21 protein-coding genes, 1 riboswitch and 1 other annotated feature are annotated in these 22,609 nt (G+C 28.4%); of the genes, 6 read left to right on the forward strand and 15 right to left on the reverse strand.

Translation table 11 applies throughout. The annotated features are described in order from the left end of the window. The first annotated feature begins 33 nt into the window (after positions 1 to 33). A complete protein-coding gene (locus I2E98_RS03600) occupies positions 34 to 918 on the forward strand; it encodes a phosphatidylglycerol lysyltransferase domain-containing protein (RefSeq protein ID WP_195467600.1) in 885 nt (294 codons plus the stop codon). A 38-nt stretch (positions 919 to 956) separates the two neighbouring features. Here I2E98_RS03600 and pheT read toward each other — a convergent pair whose 3' ends face one another. The 6 genes from pheT to ytxC form a co-directional block, all read right to left on the reverse strand. Continuing rightward, the gene (pheT, locus tag I2E98_RS03605) at positions 957 to 3,335 is read right to left on the reverse strand and encodes a phenylalanine--tRNA ligase subunit beta (protein ID WP_195467601.1); all 2,379 of its coding nucleotides are present in this window, start codon (positions 3,333 to 3,335) and stop codon (positions 957 to 959) included. A gap of 17 nt (positions 3,336 to 3,352) precedes the next feature. Further along, a complete protein-coding gene (gene pheS, locus I2E98_RS03610) occupies positions 3,353 to 4,372 on the reverse strand; it encodes a phenylalanine--tRNA ligase subunit alpha (RefSeq protein WP_195467602.1) in 1,020 nt (339 codons plus the stop codon). 156 nt (positions 4,373 to 4,528) lie between these two features. Beyond that, positions 4,529 to 4,751, reverse strand: a binding site (T-box leader). A 66-nt stretch (positions 4,752 to 4,817) separates the two neighbouring features. Beyond that, the gene (locus tag I2E98_RS03615) at positions 4,818 to 5,594 is read right to left on the reverse strand and encodes an RNA methyltransferase (RefSeq protein WP_195467603.1); all 777 of its coding nucleotides are present in this window, start codon (positions 5,592 to 5,594) and stop codon (positions 4,818 to 4,820) included. Between the two features lie 11 nt (positions 5,595 to 5,605). Next, positions 5,606 to 6,277 carry a TrkA family potassium uptake protein gene (locus tag I2E98_RS03620; RefSeq protein WP_195467604.1) on the reverse strand — a complete coding sequence of 224 codons (672 nt, stop codon included), beginning with the start codon at positions 6,275 to 6,277 and terminating at the stop codon, positions 5,606 to 5,608. Positions 6,278 to 6,287: 10 nt separating this feature from the next. Continuing rightward, the gene (locus tag I2E98_RS03625; protein WP_195467605.1) at positions 6,288 to 7,634 is read right to left on the reverse strand and encodes a TrkH family potassium uptake protein; all 1,347 of its coding nucleotides are present in this window, start codon (positions 7,632 to 7,634) and stop codon (positions 6,288 to 6,290) included. Positions 7,635 to 7,850: 216 nt separating this feature from the next. Then, the gene (gene ytxC, locus I2E98_RS03630; RefSeq protein ID WP_195467606.1) at positions 7,851 to 8,741 is read right to left on the reverse strand and encodes a putative sporulation protein YtxC; all 891 of its coding nucleotides are present in this window, start codon (positions 8,739 to 8,741) and stop codon (positions 7,851 to 7,853) included. A gap of 143 nt (positions 8,742 to 8,884) precedes the next feature. On the opposite strand from ytxC, the gene I2E98_RS03635 reads away from it, so the two are divergent. Beyond that, the gene (locus I2E98_RS03635) at positions 8,885 to 9,586 is read left to right on the forward strand and encodes a DUF6873 family GME fold protein (RefSeq protein WP_195467607.1); all 702 of its coding nucleotides are present in this window, start codon (positions 8,885 to 8,887) and stop codon (positions 9,584 to 9,586) included. Between the two features lie 124 nt (positions 9,587 to 9,710). On the opposite strand, the gene hslO is transcribed toward I2E98_RS03635, so the two are convergent. The 3 genes from hslO to I2E98_RS03650 all read right to left on the reverse strand — a co-directional run bounded on the left by hslO (position 9,711) and on the right by I2E98_RS03650 (position 11,729). After that, a complete protein-coding gene (hslO, locus tag I2E98_RS03640) occupies positions 9,711 to 10,601 on the reverse strand; it encodes an Hsp33 family molecular chaperone HslO (RefSeq protein WP_195467608.1) in 891 nt (296 codons plus the stop codon). A gap of 15 nt (positions 10,602 to 10,616) precedes the next feature. Then, positions 10,617 to 11,354, reverse strand: coding sequence for a class I SAM-dependent methyltransferase (locus I2E98_RS03645; protein ID WP_195467609.1), 738 nt, complete (start codon positions 11,352 to 11,354; stop codon positions 10,617 to 10,619). Positions 11,355 to 11,477: 123 nt separating this feature from the next. Beyond that, positions 11,478 to 11,729, reverse strand: coding sequence for a small, acid-soluble spore protein, alpha/beta type (locus I2E98_RS03650; protein ID WP_148322988.1), 252 nt, complete (start codon positions 11,727 to 11,729; stop codon positions 11,478 to 11,480). 183 nt (positions 11,730 to 11,912) lie between these two features. Then, a riboswitch (Lysine riboswitch) is annotated at positions 11,913 to 12,086 on the forward strand. Between the two features lie 206 nt (positions 12,087 to 12,292). Here I2E98_RS03650 and I2E98_RS03655 point away from each other — a divergent pair. From I2E98_RS03655 to I2E98_RS03670, 4 genes are all read left to right on the forward strand, one after another. Beyond that, positions 12,293 to 13,288 carry an aspartate-semialdehyde dehydrogenase gene (locus I2E98_RS03655; RefSeq protein ID WP_195467610.1) on the forward strand — a complete coding sequence of 332 codons (996 nt, stop codon included), beginning with the start codon at positions 12,293 to 12,295 and terminating at the stop codon, positions 13,286 to 13,288. Between the two features lie 9 nt (positions 13,289 to 13,297). After that, a complete protein-coding gene (gene dapA, locus I2E98_RS03660; RefSeq protein ID WP_195467611.1) occupies positions 13,298 to 14,176 on the forward strand; it encodes a 4-hydroxy-tetrahydrodipicolinate synthase in 879 nt (292 codons plus the stop codon). Between the two features lie 14 nt (positions 14,177 to 14,190). Then, positions 14,191 to 14,943 (forward strand): 4-hydroxy-tetrahydrodipicolinate reductase, encoded by a 753-nt coding sequence (gene dapB, locus I2E98_RS03665; RefSeq protein ID WP_195467612.1) that lies wholly within the window; start codon positions 14,191 to 14,193, stop codon positions 14,941 to 14,943. A 111-nt stretch (positions 14,944 to 15,054) separates the two neighbouring features. Continuing rightward, positions 15,055 to 15,219: a hypothetical protein gene (locus tag I2E98_RS03670; protein ID WP_195467613.1), complete on the forward strand. Its 165-nt coding sequence runs from the start codon at positions 15,055 to 15,057 to the stop codon at positions 15,217 to 15,219. A 34-nt stretch (positions 15,220 to 15,253) separates the two neighbouring features. Here the strand turns inward: I2E98_RS03670 and I2E98_RS03675 are convergent, their stop codons facing one another. From I2E98_RS03675 to I2E98_RS03700, 6 genes are all read right to left on the reverse strand, one after another. Beyond that, a complete protein-coding gene (locus I2E98_RS03675; protein WP_195467614.1) occupies positions 15,254 to 16,912 on the reverse strand; it encodes a peptide ABC transporter substrate-binding protein in 1,659 nt (552 codons plus the stop codon). Positions 16,913 to 17,088: 176 nt separating this feature from the next. Then, complete coding sequence (locus I2E98_RS03680; RefSeq protein WP_195467615.1) at positions 17,089 to 18,069, reverse strand: dipeptide ABC transporter ATP-binding protein; 981 nt, start codon at positions 18,067 to 18,069, stop codon at positions 17,089 to 17,091. Beyond that, positions 18,069 to 19,076, reverse strand: coding sequence for an ABC transporter ATP-binding protein (locus tag I2E98_RS03685; protein WP_195467616.1), 1,008 nt, complete (start codon positions 19,074 to 19,076; stop codon positions 18,069 to 18,071). The genes I2E98_RS03680 and I2E98_RS03685 overlap by 1 nt, the downstream gene beginning before the upstream one ends. Before the next feature lie 12 nt (positions 19,077 to 19,088). Beyond that, positions 19,089 to 20,057: an ABC transporter permease gene (locus I2E98_RS03690; protein WP_195467617.1), complete on the reverse strand. Its 969-nt coding sequence runs from the start codon at positions 20,055 to 20,057 to the stop codon at positions 19,089 to 19,091. 15 nt (positions 20,058 to 20,072) lie between these two features. Beyond that, positions 20,073 to 20,990, reverse strand: a complete 918-nt coding sequence (locus tag I2E98_RS03695; RefSeq protein WP_195467618.1) for an ABC transporter permease — start codon at positions 20,988 to 20,990, stop codon at positions 20,073 to 20,075. Between the two features lie 403 nt (positions 20,991 to 21,393). Next, positions 21,394 to 22,527 (reverse strand): aminotransferase class I/II-fold pyridoxal phosphate-dependent enzyme, encoded by a 1,134-nt coding sequence (locus I2E98_RS03700; protein ID WP_195467619.1) that lies wholly within the window; start codon positions 22,525 to 22,527, stop codon positions 21,394 to 21,396. Between the last annotated feature and the right edge of the window lie 82 nt (positions 22,528 to 22,609).

Here is a 22,609-nt window from a genome sequence, read left to right on the forward strand (position 1 = left end):
CTTTTTCTTTTTAAACAATAAGGGGATGATAAATTGGAAAACTTTAAAGAATTGACCCTAAATGATAAAGATTTATTTACTGATTATTTGAAAGATTTCAACAATAAATCTTATGAATACTCCTTTACTGCTTTATATTTATGGAGAGATTTATGTAAAACTAAATACTCTATAATAGATAATTGCTTAATAATAAAAAAGAAAACTAATGATGGAACATTTTTTATGATGCCAATAGGCTATAACAAATCAATACTTCAAGAGTTAATTCTTAAATTAAAAGACTTATCTACTGATGATAATATTTATTTATTAGGGGATATAGAAGATAATTTTATTTATGATTTAAAAACATTTACTAATTTACCTTTTAAAATCATTGAAAATAGAGATACCTTTGAATATATATATTTAACAAATGACTTATTAAACTTAGAAGGTAAAAAGTATCATCAGAAGAAAAATCATTATAATTCTTTTATAAACTCCTATAACTACGCAATTACTTCTATTGATAATGAAGAAAAAATAAATGACTGTTTAGAACTATTATCAGACTGGCAGTCGAAAAGAGTTTCTCTATGTAAAGAACTTCAAATAGAAACTAAAGAGATAACTGACTTACTGTATAATCTTAAATATCTAAATTTATATTCTATTGGTGTTTATGTTGAAAACTCCTTAGTTGGATTTTCAATTGGAGAAATTCTAAAAGATACTGCTATAATCCACATCGAAAGATGTAACATTAATTATAAAGGCATCTATGCATTCATAAATAGAGAATTTATAAGAAAAGATTTTTCAAAAACAATATATGTAAATAGACAAGAGGATTGTGGTTGTGTAGGTTTAAGAAAATCTAAACTTTCATATAAACCATTGTATTTACTAAAAAAATCTTTAATAGTAATTTAAACGGAAGCTGATATTTTCAGCTTCCCTAAATATATTAATTATCTTAAAACAGCACCTAATTTATGTTCTAATGCTTTAAGAATTTTATCATGTACTTTAGATATATCTTTATCCTCTAAAGTTTTCTTTTCATCTCTATATGCAATTGCATAAGCTATAGATTTCTTTCCTTCTGGTATTTGAGCACCTTTGTATATATCAAATAATTGAACTTTTTCTACTAAGTTTCCACCAGCTTTTCTTATTGTTTCTTCAATTTCAGCAACTAATATAGAATCATCACAAAGTAAAGCGATATCTCTAGTTACAGCTGGGAACTTTGGTAATGGCTTATAAGTTTTTACTGTAGTTGAAGCTTCAAATAAAGCATCTAAATCTAATTCAGCTACATAACAATCTACATCTATTCCATAGTTTTCTATTACATCTGGGTGAACTTCTCCAAATACACCAGCTTTCTTATTTCTTACCATAAGAGCAGCTGTTTTTCCAGGATGATAGCTTGGATTTTCGCTTTCTCTAACATATTTAGCTTTAGCTATTCCTAATCCATCAATTATATTTTCAACTATTCCTTTAAGATCTAAGTAATCACAATCACCATAAATACCTATAGTTAAAACATTCTTTTCAGTAGGTAATTGTTTTTCATCTTCATTTGGTAAATATACTCTACCAATTTCAAATAATCTTACATAATCATTATTTCTTGAATAGTTTCTTCCCAAAGATTCCATTATTGAAGGTAATGTAGTTGTTCTCATTACACTATAATCTTCTCCTAGTGGATTCTTTATTTTAACAACATTTCTAAGTTCACTATCTGCTGGTATATTAACTTTATCAAATACCTTAGGAGATACAAATGAATAACTAATAGATTGGTTAACACCACTACCTACCATTATTTCTATAACTTTGTCTGTTAATATTTCATTCTTATATTTTGGTTCTCTTTCTGTTGAAACCTTAAATATAGTAGTAGGAATCTTATCATATCCATAAATTCTAGCAACTTCTTCTGCTATATCTTCTTTTATAGCAATATCTATTCTAAATGTTGGAATAGTTATAACTAAATCATCACCTTCAACATTTGTCTTTAAATCTAAAGCGTCTAATGCTTTTTTCATTTCTTCTTTTGAAATTTCAGTTCCTAAGAATTTATTTATCCAATTAGAATTTACAGTTATAGAACCTTCTTCTTTTACATTGTTGTAAACATCTATAGTTCCTTCCATAACTTCTCCACAGCCTAATTCGCATATTAAAGCACATGCTCTATCTATTGCAAGCTTAGCTAAGTTTGGATCTATATCTTTATCAAATCTTGAAGAACTTTCTGATCTTAAATTTAATTTTTTAGAGCTAACTCTTATGTTAGTACCTTCAAAGTTAGCAGATTCAAATATTACTTCTGTAGTATCATCTTGAATTTCTGAGTTTAATCCGCCCATAATTCCAGCTATAGCTACAGACTTAGAACCATCTTTAATCATTAATATACTTGAATCTAATTCTCTTTCTATTTCATCTAAAGTTGTGAATTTTTCTCCATCTTGAGCTCTTTCAACAACTATAGTCTTACTTTCTATTTGTCTTGCATCAAAGGCATGCATTGGTTGACCTAGCTCTAACATAACAAAGTTAGTTATGTCAACTATATTGTTTATAGGTCTAACCCCTGCTTCTAAAAGTCTTTCTTGCATCCAACCTGGTGATGGTTCAACCTTAACGTTCTTAACACCTTTAGCCATGTATCTTCTACATAACTCATCTTTAACTTCAACTTTTAACTCATCATTAATATTTTTTGAAGATTTAACTTCGTAGTTGAAACTTGGCATTTTATAAGATGTTCCAAGTGTTGCAGCTGTTTCTCTAGCCATTCCTATCATACTTAAACAATCTGGTCTATTAGATGTTATTTCAAAATCTAATATTGCCTTATTTAATCCTAAGTATTCCTTAATATCCATTCCTAATGGAGCATCAGCTGGTAAAATCATTAATCCATGAACTGGTTCATCTCCAGCAATTCCAAGTTCTTCTTCAGAACAGAACATACCGTTAGATACTACACCTCTCATTTTACCTTTTTTAATTTCAGTTCCATCAGCTAAAATAGATTTATGAAGAGCAACTGGCACTATATCTTGTTCCTTCATGTTAGTTGCAGCTGTAACTATTTGTATTTCTTCTTCTTGCCCTATATTAACTTGACAAACATTTAATCTATCTGCATCTGGGTGTTTTTCTATTTTTGTAATTTTACCAGTAACAACATTTTTTATATTGTCACCTTGTATAATAACCTCTTCTAGAGCTGATCCTGAAAGAGTTAATTTATCTCCTAATGTATGTGGATCTACGTTTACTTCAGCGTAGTCCTTTAGCCAATTATATGGTACTTTCATCTTACTTTACCTCCTAATTAAAATTGATTTAAAAATCTCATATCGCTTTCGTATAATGCTCTTATATCATCAATACCATACTTAAGCATAACCATTCTATCTACACCAAATCCAAAGGCAAATCCGCTATAAACTTCTGGATCAATTCCACAATTTCTTAAAACATTCGGATGAACCATTCCACATCCTAATATTTCAATCCAACCGCTTCCTTTACATACTCTACAACCTTTTCCTTCACAAACGAAGCAAGTTGCATCCATTTCAGCTGAAGGTTCAGTAAATGGGAAGTGGTGTGGTCTAAACTTAGTTACAACCTTATCCCCAAACATTTTTTTAGCAAATAACTCTAATGTTCCTTTTAAATCTGCAAAAGTAACTCCCTTGTCAATTACTAATCCTTCCATTTGATAGAATATTGGTGAATGTGTAGCATCTACAGCATCTGATCTATAAACCTTACCTGGAGATATCATCTTTATTGGAGGTTCTTGATTTTCCATTGTTCTAATTTGAATTGGAGAAGTTTGAGTTCTTAAAACTATATTATCATTTATATAGAAAGTATCTTGCTCACTTCTTGCTGGATGATCCTTAGGTATATTTAAAGCTTCAAAATTATAATGATCTAACTCAACATCAGGACCATCTTCTACTGTGAATCCCATTGAAATAAATATCTCTTTCATGCTTTCTAGTGTTAAATCTAAAGGATGTCTCTTACCAATAACATTTCTTTTCCCCGGAAGAGATATATCAATAACTTCACTTGCAAGTTTAGCATTTTTTTCTCTTTCCTTTATCTTTTTAACAGCTTCCTCTAGTTTTTCTTCAACTTCGCTTTTTGCTTCATTAACTAGCTTACCAACTACCGGTCTTTCTTCTGGAGTTAATGATCCCATTCCTCTTAATATTGTAGTAAGTTCACCTTTTTTTCCAAGGTATTTTACTCTTATTTCTTCTAATGCTCCGCTGTTTTCTGCAGCAGCTATTTCATTAAAAGCAGCTTCTTTAATTGCTAATAATTTTTCTTGCATTTTTGTTCTCCCTTCTTATTAATTCTTAATTTTAATGGGCCTATTTCATTTGATATTACTGATACACAAAGCATAATGTAATAATATTTTCCAATCATTAATTAACATTTAAGTATCTTTCTGAAATTTGGTATAAAAAAAGGATATTCAGCCCCATAAAGGGACGGAATATCCGCGTTACCACCCTAATTGGTATTATATTAATAATAAAATACCCATCTTAATTAAATAACGGTTTTAACCGCTAACTACTACTATAATTTCACAGTTAGGACTCCTGAGGGAACTTCAATATAACTTTATATAAAAAGACTTACAGTCTAAGGTCTTTTCTCCCTGTATACTCTATTATATCTACTTTCTCATTCACTGTCTTTCAATATTTATTTACAACTTATTATACAAACAACCAATATTTTTTTCAATACCTTATTTAAAATTTATTTTATAATAAACTTTGTCTTACTTTCTCGAATAATATTATAGAAGTTGCAACCCCTACATTTAATGATTCTGCTCCGCCTGGCATAGGAATTTTCACTTTTTTGTCTGAAAGTTCAAAAATCTCTTGGCTTATACCATTTCCTTCATTTCCAACAGATAATATAACCTTTCCACTTAAATCTTCCTCAAAGAAATTTTTTGACTCTTCTAAAGATGTAGCTACTAAACTAAAACCTTCATCTTTTAACTTTTTTAATAAACTTAAATCATTATCATAGATAATTGGTATATAGAATATAGAACCCATTGTTGATCTAATTGTTTTATCATTATATATATCAACTGTGCCCTTTGTTAAAATAATTGCATTTACTCCTGCTGCATGAGCAGTTCTAATAATAGTCCCTAAATTTCCAGGGTCTTGAACCTTATCACATAATAAATAAAAGTCTCCATTTATATCACTTATTGAATTATTTATATTAGCTACAGCAACTATACCTTGAGTATTTTCTGTTGAAGATAATTGAGAAAATAGCTCATTCTTCATTTCATACATCTTAATATTATCCATGTATTCACTTAAATAATCTTCTAGTTTCTCTTTTCCACTTTCATTTACTATTATATACTCTATATTACACTTTGCCTTAAAAGCTTCTTGAACTAATCTAAATCCTTCTATAATATACTTATTTTCTTTTGTTCTATGCTTTCTTTCCTTTAACTTCTTTGTATATTTAAATAATGTGTTGTCTTTACTTTCAATGACTATCAAATTTTCACCTCTTATTTTTTTCTAATTAAAATATCTTCTAAATTACTTAAATCATCAGCAGAACCAATAGCTACTATAATATCATCTTCTGATAATCTATCTTCAGCTTTTGGAGAAATATCTATATCCTCACCTCTTTTTATTGCCATAACATTAATTCCGTAACTACTTCTTAATTTAAGCTCTTTTAATGTCTTTCCATTCCATTCATTAAGCACTCTTAACTCCATAATACTATAATCAGGAGATAATTCAATAAAATCTAATATACTAGCTGAAACTAGATTGTGTGCTACTCTTACACCCATATCCTTTTCAGGTAATACAACCCTATCTGCACCTATCTTATATAATACCTTTGCATGTAAATCACTTTGACCTTTTGCAATTATATACTTAACACCTAATTCTTTAACTAATAAAGTTATCATTACACTTGCTTGTATATTAGAACCAATAGTAACTACTGCAACATCAAAATTTCTTAATCCTAAAGTTTTTAATGCACTTTCATCAGTTGCATCCATTTGGACTGCATGTGTTACAGAATCTGCAATTTCTTGTACAGAATCTTCATCCATGTCAATTGCCAAAACATCATGTCCTAAAGAATATAAAGTTTTAGCAACTGACTCTCCAAATCTACCTAATCCAATAACTACAAACTGTTTATTATTTGCCATGTTTCTTCCCCTAACCTATCAATATTTTTCCTTCTGGGTATTTAATACCTGAATTTATTTTTTTTCTTGTTATAGATAATACTACAGTTAATGGACCAACTCTACCTAAATACATCATAAAAATTATTAACACTTTTCCTATACTACTTAATTCAGAAGTCAAACCTAAAGTTAATCCTGCAGTTCCAAAAGCTGATACTGTTTCGTAAAATAATGATATAAAACTTGCTCCCTTTTCTGTATAAGATAGTAACATAGTAACAACTATTACTAAACTCACTCCAATAAATATTAATGTAAATGCTTTATACACTAAGTCCTTACTAAATCTTCTTTTAAATACCTCAGCATCTTCTCTTCCTTTTATTACACATACTATAGTTACAATCAAAATTCCTATAGTCGTGGTCTTTATTCCACCAGCAGTTGAGCCTGGTGATCCACCAATAAACATGAGAATTATAGTTAAAAACTGTCCCGCTGTAGTCATCCCATCTGTAGGAATACTATTAAATCCAGCTGTTCTTGGTGTAACTGATGCAAAAAATGAATTCATAATTTTATCAACAAAAGACATATTACCTATAGTATTAACATTATTATTCTCAAATAAAAACATTAATAAAGTTCCACCTAAGACTAACACTATAGTCATTAATATTACCATTTTTGAATGAAGGGAAACCTTTTTTAAACTTTTACTACTATATACTTCACTCCATACAGTAAATCCCAAGCCACCAATTATAATTAATGCTGATGCCACCATTATTACAACAGCATTAGAGTTATAAGATGTTAAGCTGCTAAAATTACCGAAAATATCAAATCCTGCATTACAAAAAGCAGATATAGAGTGAAATATACTATAAAATGCCCCTTTCCCTAATCCATACTCAGGAACGAATTGTGTAGAAAATAATAATGCACCAAAAAATTGTACAGATACTGTAAATACTAATACATACTTAACCATCTTTACTAGCCCTTGTATATTAAAAGTATTCATAGCATCCTGTAATATTAATCTCTCTCTTAAAGTAATCTTTTTTCCTAAAATAATAGCAATTAATGTTGTAAAAGACATAAATCCTAATCCACCAATTTCTATTAATATCATTATAACCGTTTGTCCAAACGCATTCCAATATGTACCTGTATCTACTACTATTAATCCCGTAACACAAACGGCTGATGTAGCAGTAAACAACGCATCTAAGAAGTTAGTACTTTCTCCACTAGTTGTAGATATAGGTAAGGTTAATATTAATGCTCCTACTAATATTAACAATAAGAATCCTAATGCTAAAATTTGAACTCCCCTAAGTTTAAAGTTTCTTTTAAAGTTCCAATTCATTGCATCACCTCCTAATTACAATAACTCTCATATTATTTTGTTCTTTTTCTCATTTTTTTATTATAATGAAGTTCACCATGTATTTTACCATCTTTGCATTAATTTTCATAGATATTCCATATTAAAATACACAAAATTTTAATATAGAACATTAAATTATAAAAGGGTTGTTTATAAATCATAACAACCCTAGTTTTTTCAAATTCATTATATTATTTAAACTTTAATTTTTGATTGCATACAATTTGCACAACCTGCACAGTAAAATACTCTATCACCAAAGACATTAACTATAGTTTCGATAAACTCTGTATTTATGCAATTTTCTTTGCGATGTATTATTATTTGCCTTGGTGCATTAGTTATCAATCCACTTATTATTATATCTTCTACCTTAGCTTCAGTATCTATTCTACACTCTGATAACTCCTTCATAAAGTCACCAAAAACATCATTCCCATAACCATCTTTTAATACATATCCTCCACCTTCATGAATATAAATATTGATTTTTTCTATTTTGCTTTCCTGAATATCAACAAAATATTTTAATAACTTTACAAATTCTTTATACTCTTTTTCAACCATATATTCTTCTACAACTTTATCAATGATATCCTCTATATCTTCTCTAAGCTCTTTCATCCTAAAAGTTATAAAGCCCCTTATGTTTATTTCTTCATTTTCTTCCAAGCAAGTTTTTATTTTTTCTATTATAGAATTTATTTTACTTATACAATATATCATTTTTTCATCTTTTAGATTTTCTTCACTTCTTAGAACTTTCATAATCATATCTTCTACTTCTATTATTTCATCTTGCTTTAAAAAGAAATAAGTTTCAGTTAAAAAATTAAAAAGTTCCTTTTTCCTATATTTTTCAATTACTATATTGTATAAAATATTGCTTATATATAAATATATCATTCTTTTAACTTTTTCATTATAACAATCTTTTTCGCACATAATTTTTATTAAATGTGAATCACCCTCACCACTCTCTACAAGACCAATAATAATATTTTTCTTCTTTAATAACTCTCTAAGCTCTTGTAATTCCTTTACTAAGTCCAAGTCATTATTATGCACTAATCTTATCACAAGCATGGATTTCACTCCTTTCTTAATATTAGTATGTATTAATTTTTTTTCTATATACTTACCTGTCTGTACACTTATTAATAAAATGTTGATTTTTTTATGAATATTTTATATGTTATAAGAAATATATTTAAAGGAGGAGAAGATTAATGATATGTTTTATTGACTATAGAACTAGTGAAAATGAAATAAATTCACTAAGAAAATTAAATTATGACATAATAAAAATTCCAAAGGATAATAATCTTTATGAAGCAATAAATGGACATACAGATATTCAGCTAAATATACTTAATAAGCATACCAAGGCTATAATTATTAATAAAAATATTAATTTATCCTTTAAAGAACTTCTAAAAGCAAAAAATATAAATTTTATAGAAAGTGATAGTACTCTATCCTCTAAATATCCTAACAATATATCACTTAATGCATATATTACTGATAATTACTTGATACATAATTTAAAGTTTACTGATAAAAAAATTTTGGATTACTGTAAAAATAAAAAAACTATACATGTAAAGCAGGGTTATACTAAATGCTCTATATTACCGGTACAAGAAAAAGCAATTATAACTAACGATAAAGGGATATATAATACGTTAAAAAATGAAAGCTTTGATGTTTTACTATTACCCTTCGGAGATATAGAGTTAAGTGGTTTTAATTATGGATTTATCGGTGGTGTTGGAGGTATGATTTCAGATAATTCCATGGCTTTTTTTGGCTCACTAGATAATTATATTTTTGGCAATGAAGTAAAAAACTTTTTATATAAATACGATGTTAAACCAATATATCTTAATAATACAAAACTAATAGATAGAGGAAGCTTACTTGTTTTTTAACCCCTTATATCATACGTATCTATTAAGTAATTGTTGATTAGTATTTATATTTTTTTATTTAAGTATTAACTAACTCAAAAAAAGTAGACTAACTTTTACAGATAGCCTACTTTCTTTTTATATTTTATTTAGATTTATTTGAATTCGCTAATAATTTACCAATTTCCTCAGGAGTAAATACATATGTCTTATTACAGAAGTGACATTTTAACTCTTCATTTTTACCGTCTTCATATATTTCTCTTAAATCTTTTTCACCTATAGAAATTAAAGCTTTTTCAACTTTTTCTCTTGAACAATTACAAGTAAATTCAGGTTTAATTTCCTCTAATATTTTTAAGTCCATATCACCAAAGATATAATCTAATATATCATCCATGCTTTTTCCCTCATCTAACATAGTTGTTAAAGATGGAATTTCCTCTAGTCTATAAGTTATTATATCTGCTAAGAACTCATCAGCATCTGGTAACATTTGAATTATAAATCCTCCAGCGACTTTAATTGAATAATCTTTATCAACTAAAACACCTAATGATACTGCTGATGGAGTTTGTTCAGATACAGTAAAATAATAAGCTAAATCTTCTGCTATTTCTCCTGAATGTATTGGCACTTGACCTACATAAGGGTCCTTCATTCCTAAATCCTTTATAACCATTAAATTACCATTTTTACCGATGTATCCACCAACATCTAATTTGCCTTTTGAATTTAAAGGCATATCTCCATATGGATTTCCGATATATCCTTTAACTTTAGCTCCTTCATATGCAGTAACAACTACTCCATTGGCATCTCCACCACCATTAATTCTTAAAGTCATTACTTCATTTGATGATTTTAAAGTAGCTCCTAAAAGAGCTCCAGCTGTTAACATTCTTCCAAGTGCTGCTGATGCAACTGGAGTACATTCATGTATTACTCTAGCATCCTCAACTAAATCTGTTGTAATCCCAGCTATTATTCTTACCATTCCATTTTTTGCAACCGCTCTAATAATCTTATCGCTCATATTTTCCTCCAACTATTACTTTTTCTTTATTACATATACTATTCTTTCAGTATTTGCTTGTACATAATTTTTAGTATATCCATCAAACTTAGCTAGAACTTCTAGGTTTGCATTTTCCAATTCCTTTTCTAACTCTTCTTCAGTATAAGCTCTTTCAAGATGTTCTTCTTCAAATCTTTCATAGAGCTCCCCTTTCTTAACAAAAAATGTTAAGAACATAGATAGTAAATTATCTTCAAAAACATTTTCCCAAGTATAAAAAACTTCTTCCTCACTATATGTATAGATATTATTACCTAATATTTCAGATAATTTATAATATGAATTAACATCAAATATAAATAATCCATTTGATTTTAAATGAGTATGTACTCCTTTAAAATAGTTTTTAAGACCATTTAAATCTGTTATATAATTGGTAGAATCCAATACAGATGTTATTAAATCAAATTCCTTATTAAGAGAAAGCTCTGTCATATCTTGGCAAATTATTTTTCCTTTTATTCTTGCTTCTTTAAATTTATCAAAGGCTTCTCTTAACATATCTTCTGATAAATCAACTCCATAGATATTTTTAAAATGCTTAGCTACTCTTATAGTTACATTTCCAGTCCCACAAGCAATATCTAAATAATCATTTAATTCTACATTATATGAGTTACAAATTTCTAAAATACGCTCTACCATTTCATCATAGTTAATATCTTCATTTATTAACTCATCATATATTTTTGCGAATTCACCATACGCCATTATATTCCCCCTATCCTATTTTATTTTTAAAATCGAAAAAATCTAAATTAATGTAGTTCTTCCTATACTGAAATAAATTTCTAAGTTTTATAATACTATGTAATAGAATATTAAGTCAATCTATTATTTTCTTCCTAAAATTTGGTCGTTAGTCGGTAACTTTAACTCTTTTTTACGTTTAGTCATTATCCCTCCTATTCGACCTGTTTCTTCTGCTGTTAATCCTCCCCATCCATATGTGTCTACCTTATCACTTAATCCTAACTCCTCTGCAATTTCATATTTAATCTTTTCACGCATTTTCTCTTCAGGTGTAAGTTCCTTATTAGTCTTTATTTTTGATTTTATTATTTTTTTTAATGGTGTTTTACTCATAAAAATTCCCCCTATTGAGTTTATATAAATATTTTCTCCTATATTTTTATATTTATACCAAAAATACTTTGTTACACTTTTCACCACTATTCATATAATAAAATCAAGTATATAATATTATTTTTATAAATATTCCTTGAAAGTTTGATACATACAGAGTATAATCATAACCATATAGATTTATAAATAGATAGAGGTGCGATACTTATTAGTATTATTATGGATTAAAGCGTGTTAAAATAATAAGAAAGGATTTATCGCCGAAGTATATAGCTTAAGCTTTACGGCTATATAACTGGGGGTATACATAATATGTATATTTCTGTCACATAATTTATGTGGTGAGCTATCATTTAAGGATTCTTTATATATTTTGATGTATATATACCTTGAGTGATAACTCAAGGTTTTTTTAACATTATATTTAAATTAAACATTAAACTATACATACAAATTTAATTAGAAATTTAAATATATTCACATCATATTATAAAACAGAACATTCTATAATAATTAAATTTATAAAATCTATTTATTTAAAGAATAAAAAAGGGGGAACCAATATGTATAATGTAGCAATAGTTGGTAGTACAGGTAATGTAGGTAGAAAATTTTTAGAAATTTTAGAAGAAAGAAACTTTCCAATAAAGAATCTTTATCTTTTTGCTTCAAAAAGATCTGCAGGTTCTTATTTAAAATTCAAGGGGCAAGAATATTTAGTTGAGGAAACATGTGAAGATACTATAAAAAATAAAAAGATAGATATTGCATTATTTTCTGCAGGTGGAGATACAAGCTTAAAATTTGCTCCAATATTCTCATCTTATGGAGCTGTAGTAATAGATAATTCAAGTGCATGGAGAATGAATAAAGATGTTCCTTTAGTAGTTCCTGAAGTAAATCCAGAAGACTTAAAAGGTCATAATGGAATTATTGCTAATCCAAATTGTTCTACAATTCAAGCAATGGTACCATTAAAGGCTTTATTAGATAATTATGGAATAAAAAGAATTGTATATTCAACATACCAAGCAGTTTCAGGAGCTGGAATGCAAGGTATTAAAGATTTAGAGGATGGATTAAAAGGTTTAGCTCCTAAAAAGTTCCCTTACCCAATAGCTGGGAATTGCCTTCCTCACATAGATGTATTTCTAGAAAATGGTTATACAAAAGAAGAAATGAAAATGATTGAAGAAACTAAAAAGATACTTCACTCAAGTGATCTTAAAATCACTGCTACTACTGTAAGAGTACCAGTATTAAATAGTCATAGTGAAAGTATTAATGTTGAATTAAACAACCCATTTGAATTAGAAGATATATTTAAATTATTTGAAAGAACAGAAGGATTAACAGTTTATGATAATGTAAATGAGTTAAAATACCCAACTGCATTAGATGTTTCTGGAAAAGATGATGTATATGTTGGAAGAATAAGACGTGATTTCAGCTTAGATAATGGTTTAAATTTATGGGTTGTTGCTGATAACATAAGAAAAGGAGCAGCTTTAAACGCTGTACAAATTGCAGAAGTTTTAATAAAAAATGAATGGCTTTAGGAGGATAAAATGTCAATATTCAAAGGCTCTGGTGTAGCTATAATTACACCTTTTAATGAAAATGGTATAGATTATGAAAAATTGAGAGAATTGCTTGAATGGCATATAAAAGAATTTACAGATGCTATTGTTATTTGTGGTACTACAGGTGAAGCTACTACAATGACTGAGCAAGAAAAAAAAGATGCCATTAAATTTACTGTAGATGTTGTAAATAAGAGAATACCTGTAATTGCAGGAACTGGCGGTAATAATACAAAAACATCTATTGAAATGAGTCTTTATGCTGAAAGTGTTGGTGTAGATGGAATTTTAGTTATTACACCATATTACAATAAAACAAATGCAGAAGGTTTAATAATGCATTTTAAAGCTATAAATGACGCTGTTAAAACTCCTATAATTTTATATAATGTTCCAAGTAGAACTAATATGAATATTACTCCACAAACGTTGTTAAAATTAACAGAACTTAATAATGTTGTTGCTATTAAAGAAGCTAGTGGTGATATGAGTCAAATTGCTAAAATGAAAGCTTTATGTGGAGATAAAATAGATATTTATTCTGGAAATGATGATCAAATAATTCCTATTTTATCTTTAGGTGGTATTGGAGTTATATCTGTTGCTGCTAATATAATTCCTAAAACAGTTCATGATATGTGTGATTTATATTTAAAGGGAGATTGTTTTAAAGCAACTAAATTGCAACTAGATTATTTAGAGTTAATGAATGATTTATTTATAGAAACTAACCCTATTCCAGTTAAAACTGCTATGAACGTTATGGGAATGAATGTTGGTGAATTAAGATTACCACTTTATAAAATGAACGATAAAAACAAAGAAACTTTAGTAAATGTACTAAAGAAATACAATTTAGTTTAAAAGGAGTTTATCATATGGTTAAAATACTATTAAGCGGTTGCTGTGGAAAAATGGGAACTGTTATTTCAAATTTAGTTAGTGAATTTCCTAATTTAGAAGTTATAGCTGGTATAGATAAATTTCCTAGAGAATTAAATTATCCAGTATTCACTACACCTGATGATGTAAATATAGAATATGATGTACTTTTAGATTTTTCTAATGTAAGTACATTACACAAACTTTTAGAATTAACAGAAAGGACAAAAAAACCACTAGTTATCTGTTCTACTGGTTATTCACAAGAAGATTTAGATTTAATTAACGAAAAGAGTAAAACATTACCATTATTTAAATCTGCTAATATGTCTTTAGGTATAAATTTAATTAATTCACTTTTAAGAAAAGTAACTCCATTATTATATGGAAATTATGATATAGAGATAATAGAAAAGCATCATAATCAAAAGTTAGATTCTCCAAGCGGTACTGCACTTCTTCTAGCAGATACAATAAAAGATGCTATTTCTGAAGAAACTTATTATGTTCACGGTAGAGATGGACATAAAAAGAGAGATAAAAATGAAATAGGTATTCATGCTGTTAGAGGCGGTTCTATTGTTGGTGATCATGATGTTATTTTTGCTGGAACTGGTGAAGTTATTGAATTATCACATAAAGCAATATCAAGAGATGTCTTTGCAATTGGTGCATTAAAAGCATGTGAATATATGGCTACAGTTAAAGATGCTGGACTTTATAATATGGATGACGTATTAGGACTATAAATAGAAAGAGAGCTTAAATGCTCTCTTTTTTGCTGAGAATATTAAGAATAAATCTATATAAAAAGTACATACTAAAATTGTACATTTTTATATGTTAGGAGGATTTATATAATGCCAAAAGATAGTCAACCAGATAATAAACAAGCTCGAATGGAAAAGTGCAATTATCAAACTCCAATAACTGAAGAAGGTCATAATCATAATCCAAACGCTAAGCATAAATCAATAAAAAGACAAGGTGTTTCTAGTGAACACTATAACCCTGCTGGAAATTAATAAAAGAGAGTCAAATTTGACTCTCTTTTATTAATTATTCTTTATATGCATGTTTGAAAGATATTTTTCCTAATGTAGAAATTTGAACACCTTTAACATTTTTATTTGCAGCTGTTACTGTAGTATAGTAATAGATTGGTAATACTGGCATTTCATCCATTAATATATCTTCAGCTTGTCTTAACATTTCAAGTCTCTTATCAGAATCAGTTTCAACTTTAGCAGCAGCAATTAACTCATCATATTCAGCATTGCTGAATCCACAGTCATTATTTCCACCATCAGTAACCCATAAATCTAAGAATGTCATTGGATCAACATAGTCACCAATCCAACCATGTCTAGCAATTTGATAATCACCTTGTTGTCTAGTATTTAAGAATACAGCCCATTCTTGGTTAGTTAATTCAACATTAACACCAATTTCTTCCCAGTTTTGTTGGATAATTTGACAAATATCTTTATGTGCACCTTCAGAGTTATACATTAATTCAATTGTTGGAAGACCTTTACCATTTTCGTATCCAGCTTCCTTTAATAACTCTTTAGCTTTTTCTTTATTACCTTCCATATCTGATGGATCATAATATTCTTTTGAAGCAAATTCATTACCATTTTCATCAATAATACCTTGTGGAACAAAACTGTATGCAGGAACTTGTTCTGCCTTACCAACATTATCAATTATTTCTTGTCTATCAATAGCAAGATTTAATGCTTGTCTAACTAACTTATTACTTAATGCTTTTTTAACATCTTCGTTTAATGTATCTTGTTTTCCAACATTAATTGCAAAGTAATATGTTCCTAATTTAGAATTAACATGAACTAATCCTTCTTCTATACCTGGTTCAATTTCATTTGTTGGTACAGAATTAACCATATCAAAGTTTCCTGCTTTTAATTCTGAATATGCAGTAGTATCATCTGAAACTAATTTAAAAGTTAAAGTATCTAATTTAACACTATCTTTATCCCAGTAGTTTTCATTTTTTTCGAAAACTAATTGATCTTTCATATCCCATTCAACTAATTTGAATGCCCCATTAGAAATATAAGTTTCTGGCTTAGTAGCCCATCCTTCTGGATTAGCAGATACTATATCTTCTCTTAAAGGAACATAAGTTGTAAATGCACATAATTGTAAGAAATATGATGTTGGAGTTTCTAAAGTTACTTCTAATGTATAATCATCAATTACTTTAATTCCAACTTCTTCAGCTGAAGCTTCACCATTATAGAACTTTTCTGCATTCTTAATGTAGAATAACTGATAAGCATATTCAGCTGCAGTTTCTTTATTTAATGCTCTTAACCAAGAATACTTAAAGTTATCAGCTACTACCGCTTCTCCATCTGACCATTTACCATCTTGTCTTAATTTGAAAGTGTAAACTAATCCATCTTCTGAAACTTCATAACTTTCAGCAGCACCTTCTACTGGTTGATCATTTTCATCAAGTACCATTAAACCTTCAAAAGCATTTAAAATCATTGTTCCTGCCCCTGAAGAATTGTTTAATGTTGGATCCATTGTTTCTGGATCTTCCCCTAAATTAAATACTAAATCTTGATTTGATACTGAACTACTTCCACCACTAGTTGATTTATCACCACAACCAATAAATAAAGAAGTAGCTAATGTTGCAGCTAAAACAACTGCACATAACTTCTTTAATTTTGAACTTTTCATTTCAATTTTCCCCCTAGTTTTTTTATTTATTTAAATTGCTTAATGCAATTAATAACTTAACTTTTAAATCTTAATTTAAATAACAAATTTCTAAAGATTCTTGTGTTTTTATATTTTTAACGTAAGTAACTAAAACATATTCCTTAATCTGACTATTATTAGTCAGATTAAGTTAACTATTTATATAAGTGACATGCAACAAAATGTCCTGGTTCAACTTCTTTAAGCTCTGGATTAACTTCACCACAAATCTTCATTGCTTCTTTACATCTACCTTTGAATCTACATCCTGGTGGTGGATCTATAGGCGATGGAATATCACCTTCTAAAACTATTCTCTTATTAGATTTTGCTATCTTTGGATCTGGTATTGGAACTGCAGATAATAACGCTTTAGTATACGGATGTTTAGGTTTCGTATATACATCATCGGCTGGTCCTTTTTCAATCATTTGCCCTAAATACATAACTCCTATATGAGTTGATATATGCTTAACCATAGAAAGGTCATGAGCAATAAATAAATATGTTAATCCAAATTCTTCTTGTAACTCTTCAAGCATATTTATTACTTGAGCTTGAATAGATACATCTAAAGCTGAAATTGGTTCATCACATACTATAAAATCTGGTTGAACTGCAAGTGCTCTTGCAATACCAATTCTTTGTCTTTGTCCACCTGAGAATTCATGAGCATATCTATTGATGTGACTTCCATTTAGTCCAACTTTATCTAATAAATATCTTATTCTCTCTTCTCTTTCTTTTCCTTTGAAAAGACCATGAATATCAATTGCTTCACCAATAATATCTCCAACGGTCATTCTTGGATTAAGAGATGCATATGGATCTTGAAAAATCATTTGCATACTTTTTCTTAAAGATACCATTTTCTTTTCACTTAATCCTGTAATATCTTGTCCATTAAAAATTATTTGACCTGATGTTGGTTCATATAACTTTAATATAGTTCTTCCAGTAGTAGTTTTACCACAACCTGATTCCCCTACTAACCCTAAAGTTTCTCCCCTCTTAATAGAGAATGAAACATTATCTACTGCTTTAACAAAGCTCTTCTTAGAAAATAATCCTTTGTTTGCAGGGAAGTATTTACAAAGGTTTTTAACCTCTAAAATAACGTCATTTTTATTTTCCATTATTCTTCCCCCTTTATTGGTGATTCAACTTTTGGTGCATTTTTATGACATAGCCAACATGCGGCTCTATGACCTTCTGCTATTTCAAATAATGGTGGTTGTTTTTCTTTACATATTCTCATAGCATAATCACATCTTGCTGTAAATGGACATCCAACTGGTGGTTTTAATAAATCTGGTGGTTGACCCTCAATTGGAATTAATTTTTCTTTTAATTCACTTTTAGGATTAGGTACGCTTCTTAATAATCCCCATGTATATGGATGCTTTCCTCTATAAAAAATATCTTCTGTTGTACCTTCTTCAACAATAACTCCACCATACATAACATTAATTCTTGAACATAAATCTGCAACTACTCCAAGATCATGTGTAATTAATATAATTGATGTATCTAATTTTTCTTTTAAATCTTTCATTAAATCTAAAATTTGAGCTTGAATAGTAACATCTAATGCTGTAGTAGGTTCATCTGCAATTATAAGTTTAGGTTCACATATTAAACTCATTGCAATCATAACTCTTTGTCTCATACCACCAGAAAATTCATGAGGATATTGTTTTAATCTCTTTTCTGGACTAGGTATTCCAACCATATCAAGCATTTTAATCGCTTTTTCTTTTGCTTCCTTCTTAGATATTTTTTTATGTTTAATTAGGTGTTCTGTTAATTGATCACCTACTGTAAATAATGGATTCAACGATGTCATTGGATCTTGGAAAATCATTGACATATCATTTCCTCTTATAGTTTGCATTAATTTTTCAGTAGGCTTAGTTATATCTTTATTATCGAATGTAATAGTTTCTGCTTCTATTTTTGCATTCTCACCTAATAATCTCATTATCGTCATCATTGTAACTGACTTACCACATCCAGATTCACCAACAACTCCAAGAGCTTCTCCTTTATTTAAATGAAAGGATACTCCTCTAACAGATTGAACATCTCCAATATGAGTCTTAAATGATGTTTTTAAATTTTTAACTTCTAATAATTTACTCATCTGTTTCTCCTCCTATTTTTGATGCTTAGGATCTAAAGCTTCAGTTAATCCATCACCAAATAAGTTAAATGCTAAAATGATTAAACAAATCATAGCAGCTGGGAATAATAATTGATAAGGTTGTGTTGTTAATAAACCTTTAGCATCATTTGCTAATGTTCCTAGTGATGCAAGTGGTGCATTTAAACCTAAACCAATATAACTTAAGAATGCCTCAGTAAAGATGGCTGAAGGTACAAATAATGTCATTGTTACTATAATTGATCCTAAACAATTAGGAATTAAATGTCTTAATAAAATTCTTGTTTTAGAAGCTCCTAAAGTTTTTGCAGCTAAAACGAATTCTTGTTGCTTTAATTGAAGTATATCTCCTCTAACTATTCTAGCCATACCAACCCAAGATGAAATTGCCATTGCAACTATAATAGCAAACATTCCACTTGAACCTTCTGTCTTTAATACATTCATTAATAAAACAACATATATTAATGTAGGAATAGAATATAATATATCTACTATTCTCATCATTATATTATCTACTTTTCCACCTAGGAATCCTGCAATTCCTCCATATAAAACTCCAATTACAAGATTTAATACAGATGCAGCAAATGCAATAATAAGCGAATATCTTGCTCCATACATAACTCTTACAAACAAATCTCTACCTAAATTATCTGTTCCAAACCAGTGTTGTGCATTTGGCCATAAATTTGATGCTGTTTTATCTGTAGATTTATATGTAAAACCAAAAAGTTTTTCAACTATAATAGGCCCTAATATTGCAAAAGCAATAATAACAATTATCATAACCAATGAAAATAATGCAACTTTATTTGATTTTAATCTTCTCCATGCATTAGCCCAATATCCCACACTCGGTCTTACTATCTCATTAGATTTTTTCTCTTCTGAACTTAAAGGAGAAAACAATTCACTATCTATATTCAAATCTAAATTTTCTACAACTACGTTTTTCAATTAACTCTCCCCCTTTTATCCTTCTAGTTTAATTCTTGGATCTACTAATACATAAACTAAATCAACTATTAAATTACAAATTACTATAAATGTACAGTAGAACGCTAGAACTCCTAATAAAGCTGTATAATCTCTATTTGTTATTGTTAATGTAAATTCATTACCAAGACCAGCTATTGCAAATATTTTTTCAACAACGAATGACCCTGTAAGTACACCTGCTGTTAAAGGTCCTAAATATGTTACAACTGGAATTAATGAATTTCTTAGTGCATGTTTAAATATTACCTTTCCACCACTTAACCCTTTAGCTTTTGCTGTTCTTATATAATCTGATTTTAAAACATCAATTAACTTATTTCTTGTTAATCTTGTTATAAATGCCATTGAACTTCCTGATAACGCTATTACAGGCATTATATAGTTTGAAGGTTTGCTAAGACCTGTTGCTCCTAGTACACCTAATTTTACTGTAAATACGAATATTAATAAGGATCCTATTACAAAACTCGGTATAGTAATACCCAACGTGGCTATTATCATACATATCCTATCCGGCCACTTATCTGCATTTAATGCTGCAACTACTCCTAATAAAATACCAACTACTACAGATGCTACAATAGCTACTGCTCCAACTTGTGCTGATTTTGGAAATCCATTTTTTATAGTATCAATAACTTGTCTACCTTTATATTTCATAGATTGTCCAAAGTCACCTTTTAATAAACCTTTCATGTAAATAACATATTGTTCTCCTACTGGTTTATCTAGCCCATATTTTTCATTTAATACTTCTTTCATCTCAGCAGTAATTTTTTCTCCTTCAAAAGGTCCTCCTGGCATTATTCTTACAAGAAAGAACACAATTGTAATAACTGCCCAAATTGTAACTATACTAGTTAAAATTCTTTTTCCAACATACTTTAGCATTTGTGTACAACCCCCATCTCATTTTTTAACGCTAAATGTTAATAAATTTATATTAATTATAATACATTTAGCTTTTTTGTCAAAATACATCGTTAATATTAATTGTATATTTTTAATATTTTATTAATTAATTACATATATTTTTCTCAATATGTTAATTAATTTTTTTAAATTAGTTAACGTTTACATTTACTATTTTAGCCATTTAATCCTCTTTAAGGCATGATTTATTTCCAGTTAATAAATTACAAATTAACTTAACAATTTATTAAATAAATAATTTTATCCTTAATATTCCAAACGAACATTTTTAAAATTTTGTATCATCAGCCACGGACATTTTATAGTAAAAAAAGAAATATATATTATCACATTGTAATAATATATATTTCAAATAAATTTTTTAAAGTTTTGCTATAAATTTTTCTATTCTTTTTAATGCTTCTACTAACTCATCTTCTGAATAACAATATGATATTCTTAAATATCCTTCACCACCAGTACCAAATGCAGTTCCTGGTACACAAGCAACTTTTTCTTCATGTAATAATCTTAAAGCAAACTCCTCAGAAGGAATATTAAATTTTTTTATTGAAGGAAATACATAAAATGCACCTTGTGGAATAACAACATCTAATCCTATATCTTTAAGTTTATTTACAACAAGCTCCTTTCTATTATTAAAGACCTCCTTCATATGATTTACATCCTGCAATCCATATTTTAATCCATTATAAACAGCCCACTGACAAATAGATGGAGCACAAGATACATTATACTGATGAACCTTTATAATCTCATTCATTAACTCTTCACAACATGCATAATATCCAACTCTCAATCCAGTCATTGAAAACATCTTTGAAAATCCACCTACATAAATTATCTTATCCTTAATTTCCTTACATTGAGCAACACTATAATACTCATCATAACATAAAGATTCATATATCTCGTCTGTAATAACTACTATATCATTTTCTTTAATTAGCTCTACTAACTGTTTTTTCTCTTCTTTTGATAATATTGCTCCTGTAGGATTACTTGGTAATGATAACACTAAATACTTTATATTCATATCTTTTATTTTATTTTTTATATCTTCTACATTAATTTTAAATTCATTATCTAAAGAATAATTTACTACAGATCCACCCAATATTGTAACTATACTTTCATACGCTGGATAAGCTGGTGTTGGAATTAAAACCTTATCCTCTTTATTTAATAATGCTGTAAAGATATTAAATAAAGCTTCACTACCACCAACAGTAACACAAATCTCATCAGCTCTATAACTAATATCTTTATTTAAAAGATATTTACTTATTTCTTCTCTTAATTCAACTATACCTAAATTACTTGTATATGTAGTTTTATTTTCCTTTATTGCACTTATTAAACCTTCCTCAATAGACACTGGTAACTTAAAATCTGGTTGACCTAGAGTTAATGAAATTGCTCCATCTACCTTTTGTACTTCATTATAAAATTTTCTAATTCCTGATATTTTAACACTATTTAAATTTTCGTTCATCTTTATTGCCCCCTTAATTTGTTATTAAATCTCAATTTACTCTCAAGTAATTTTATAGTAAATGTAATATTCAGTAAAGTTT

It is taken from the genome of Clostridium sp. D43t1_170807_H7 (genome assembly GCF_015555905.1).
In the GTDB taxonomy this organism is placed as follows: Bacteria; Bacillota; Clostridia; order Clostridiales; family Clostridiaceae; genus Clostridium.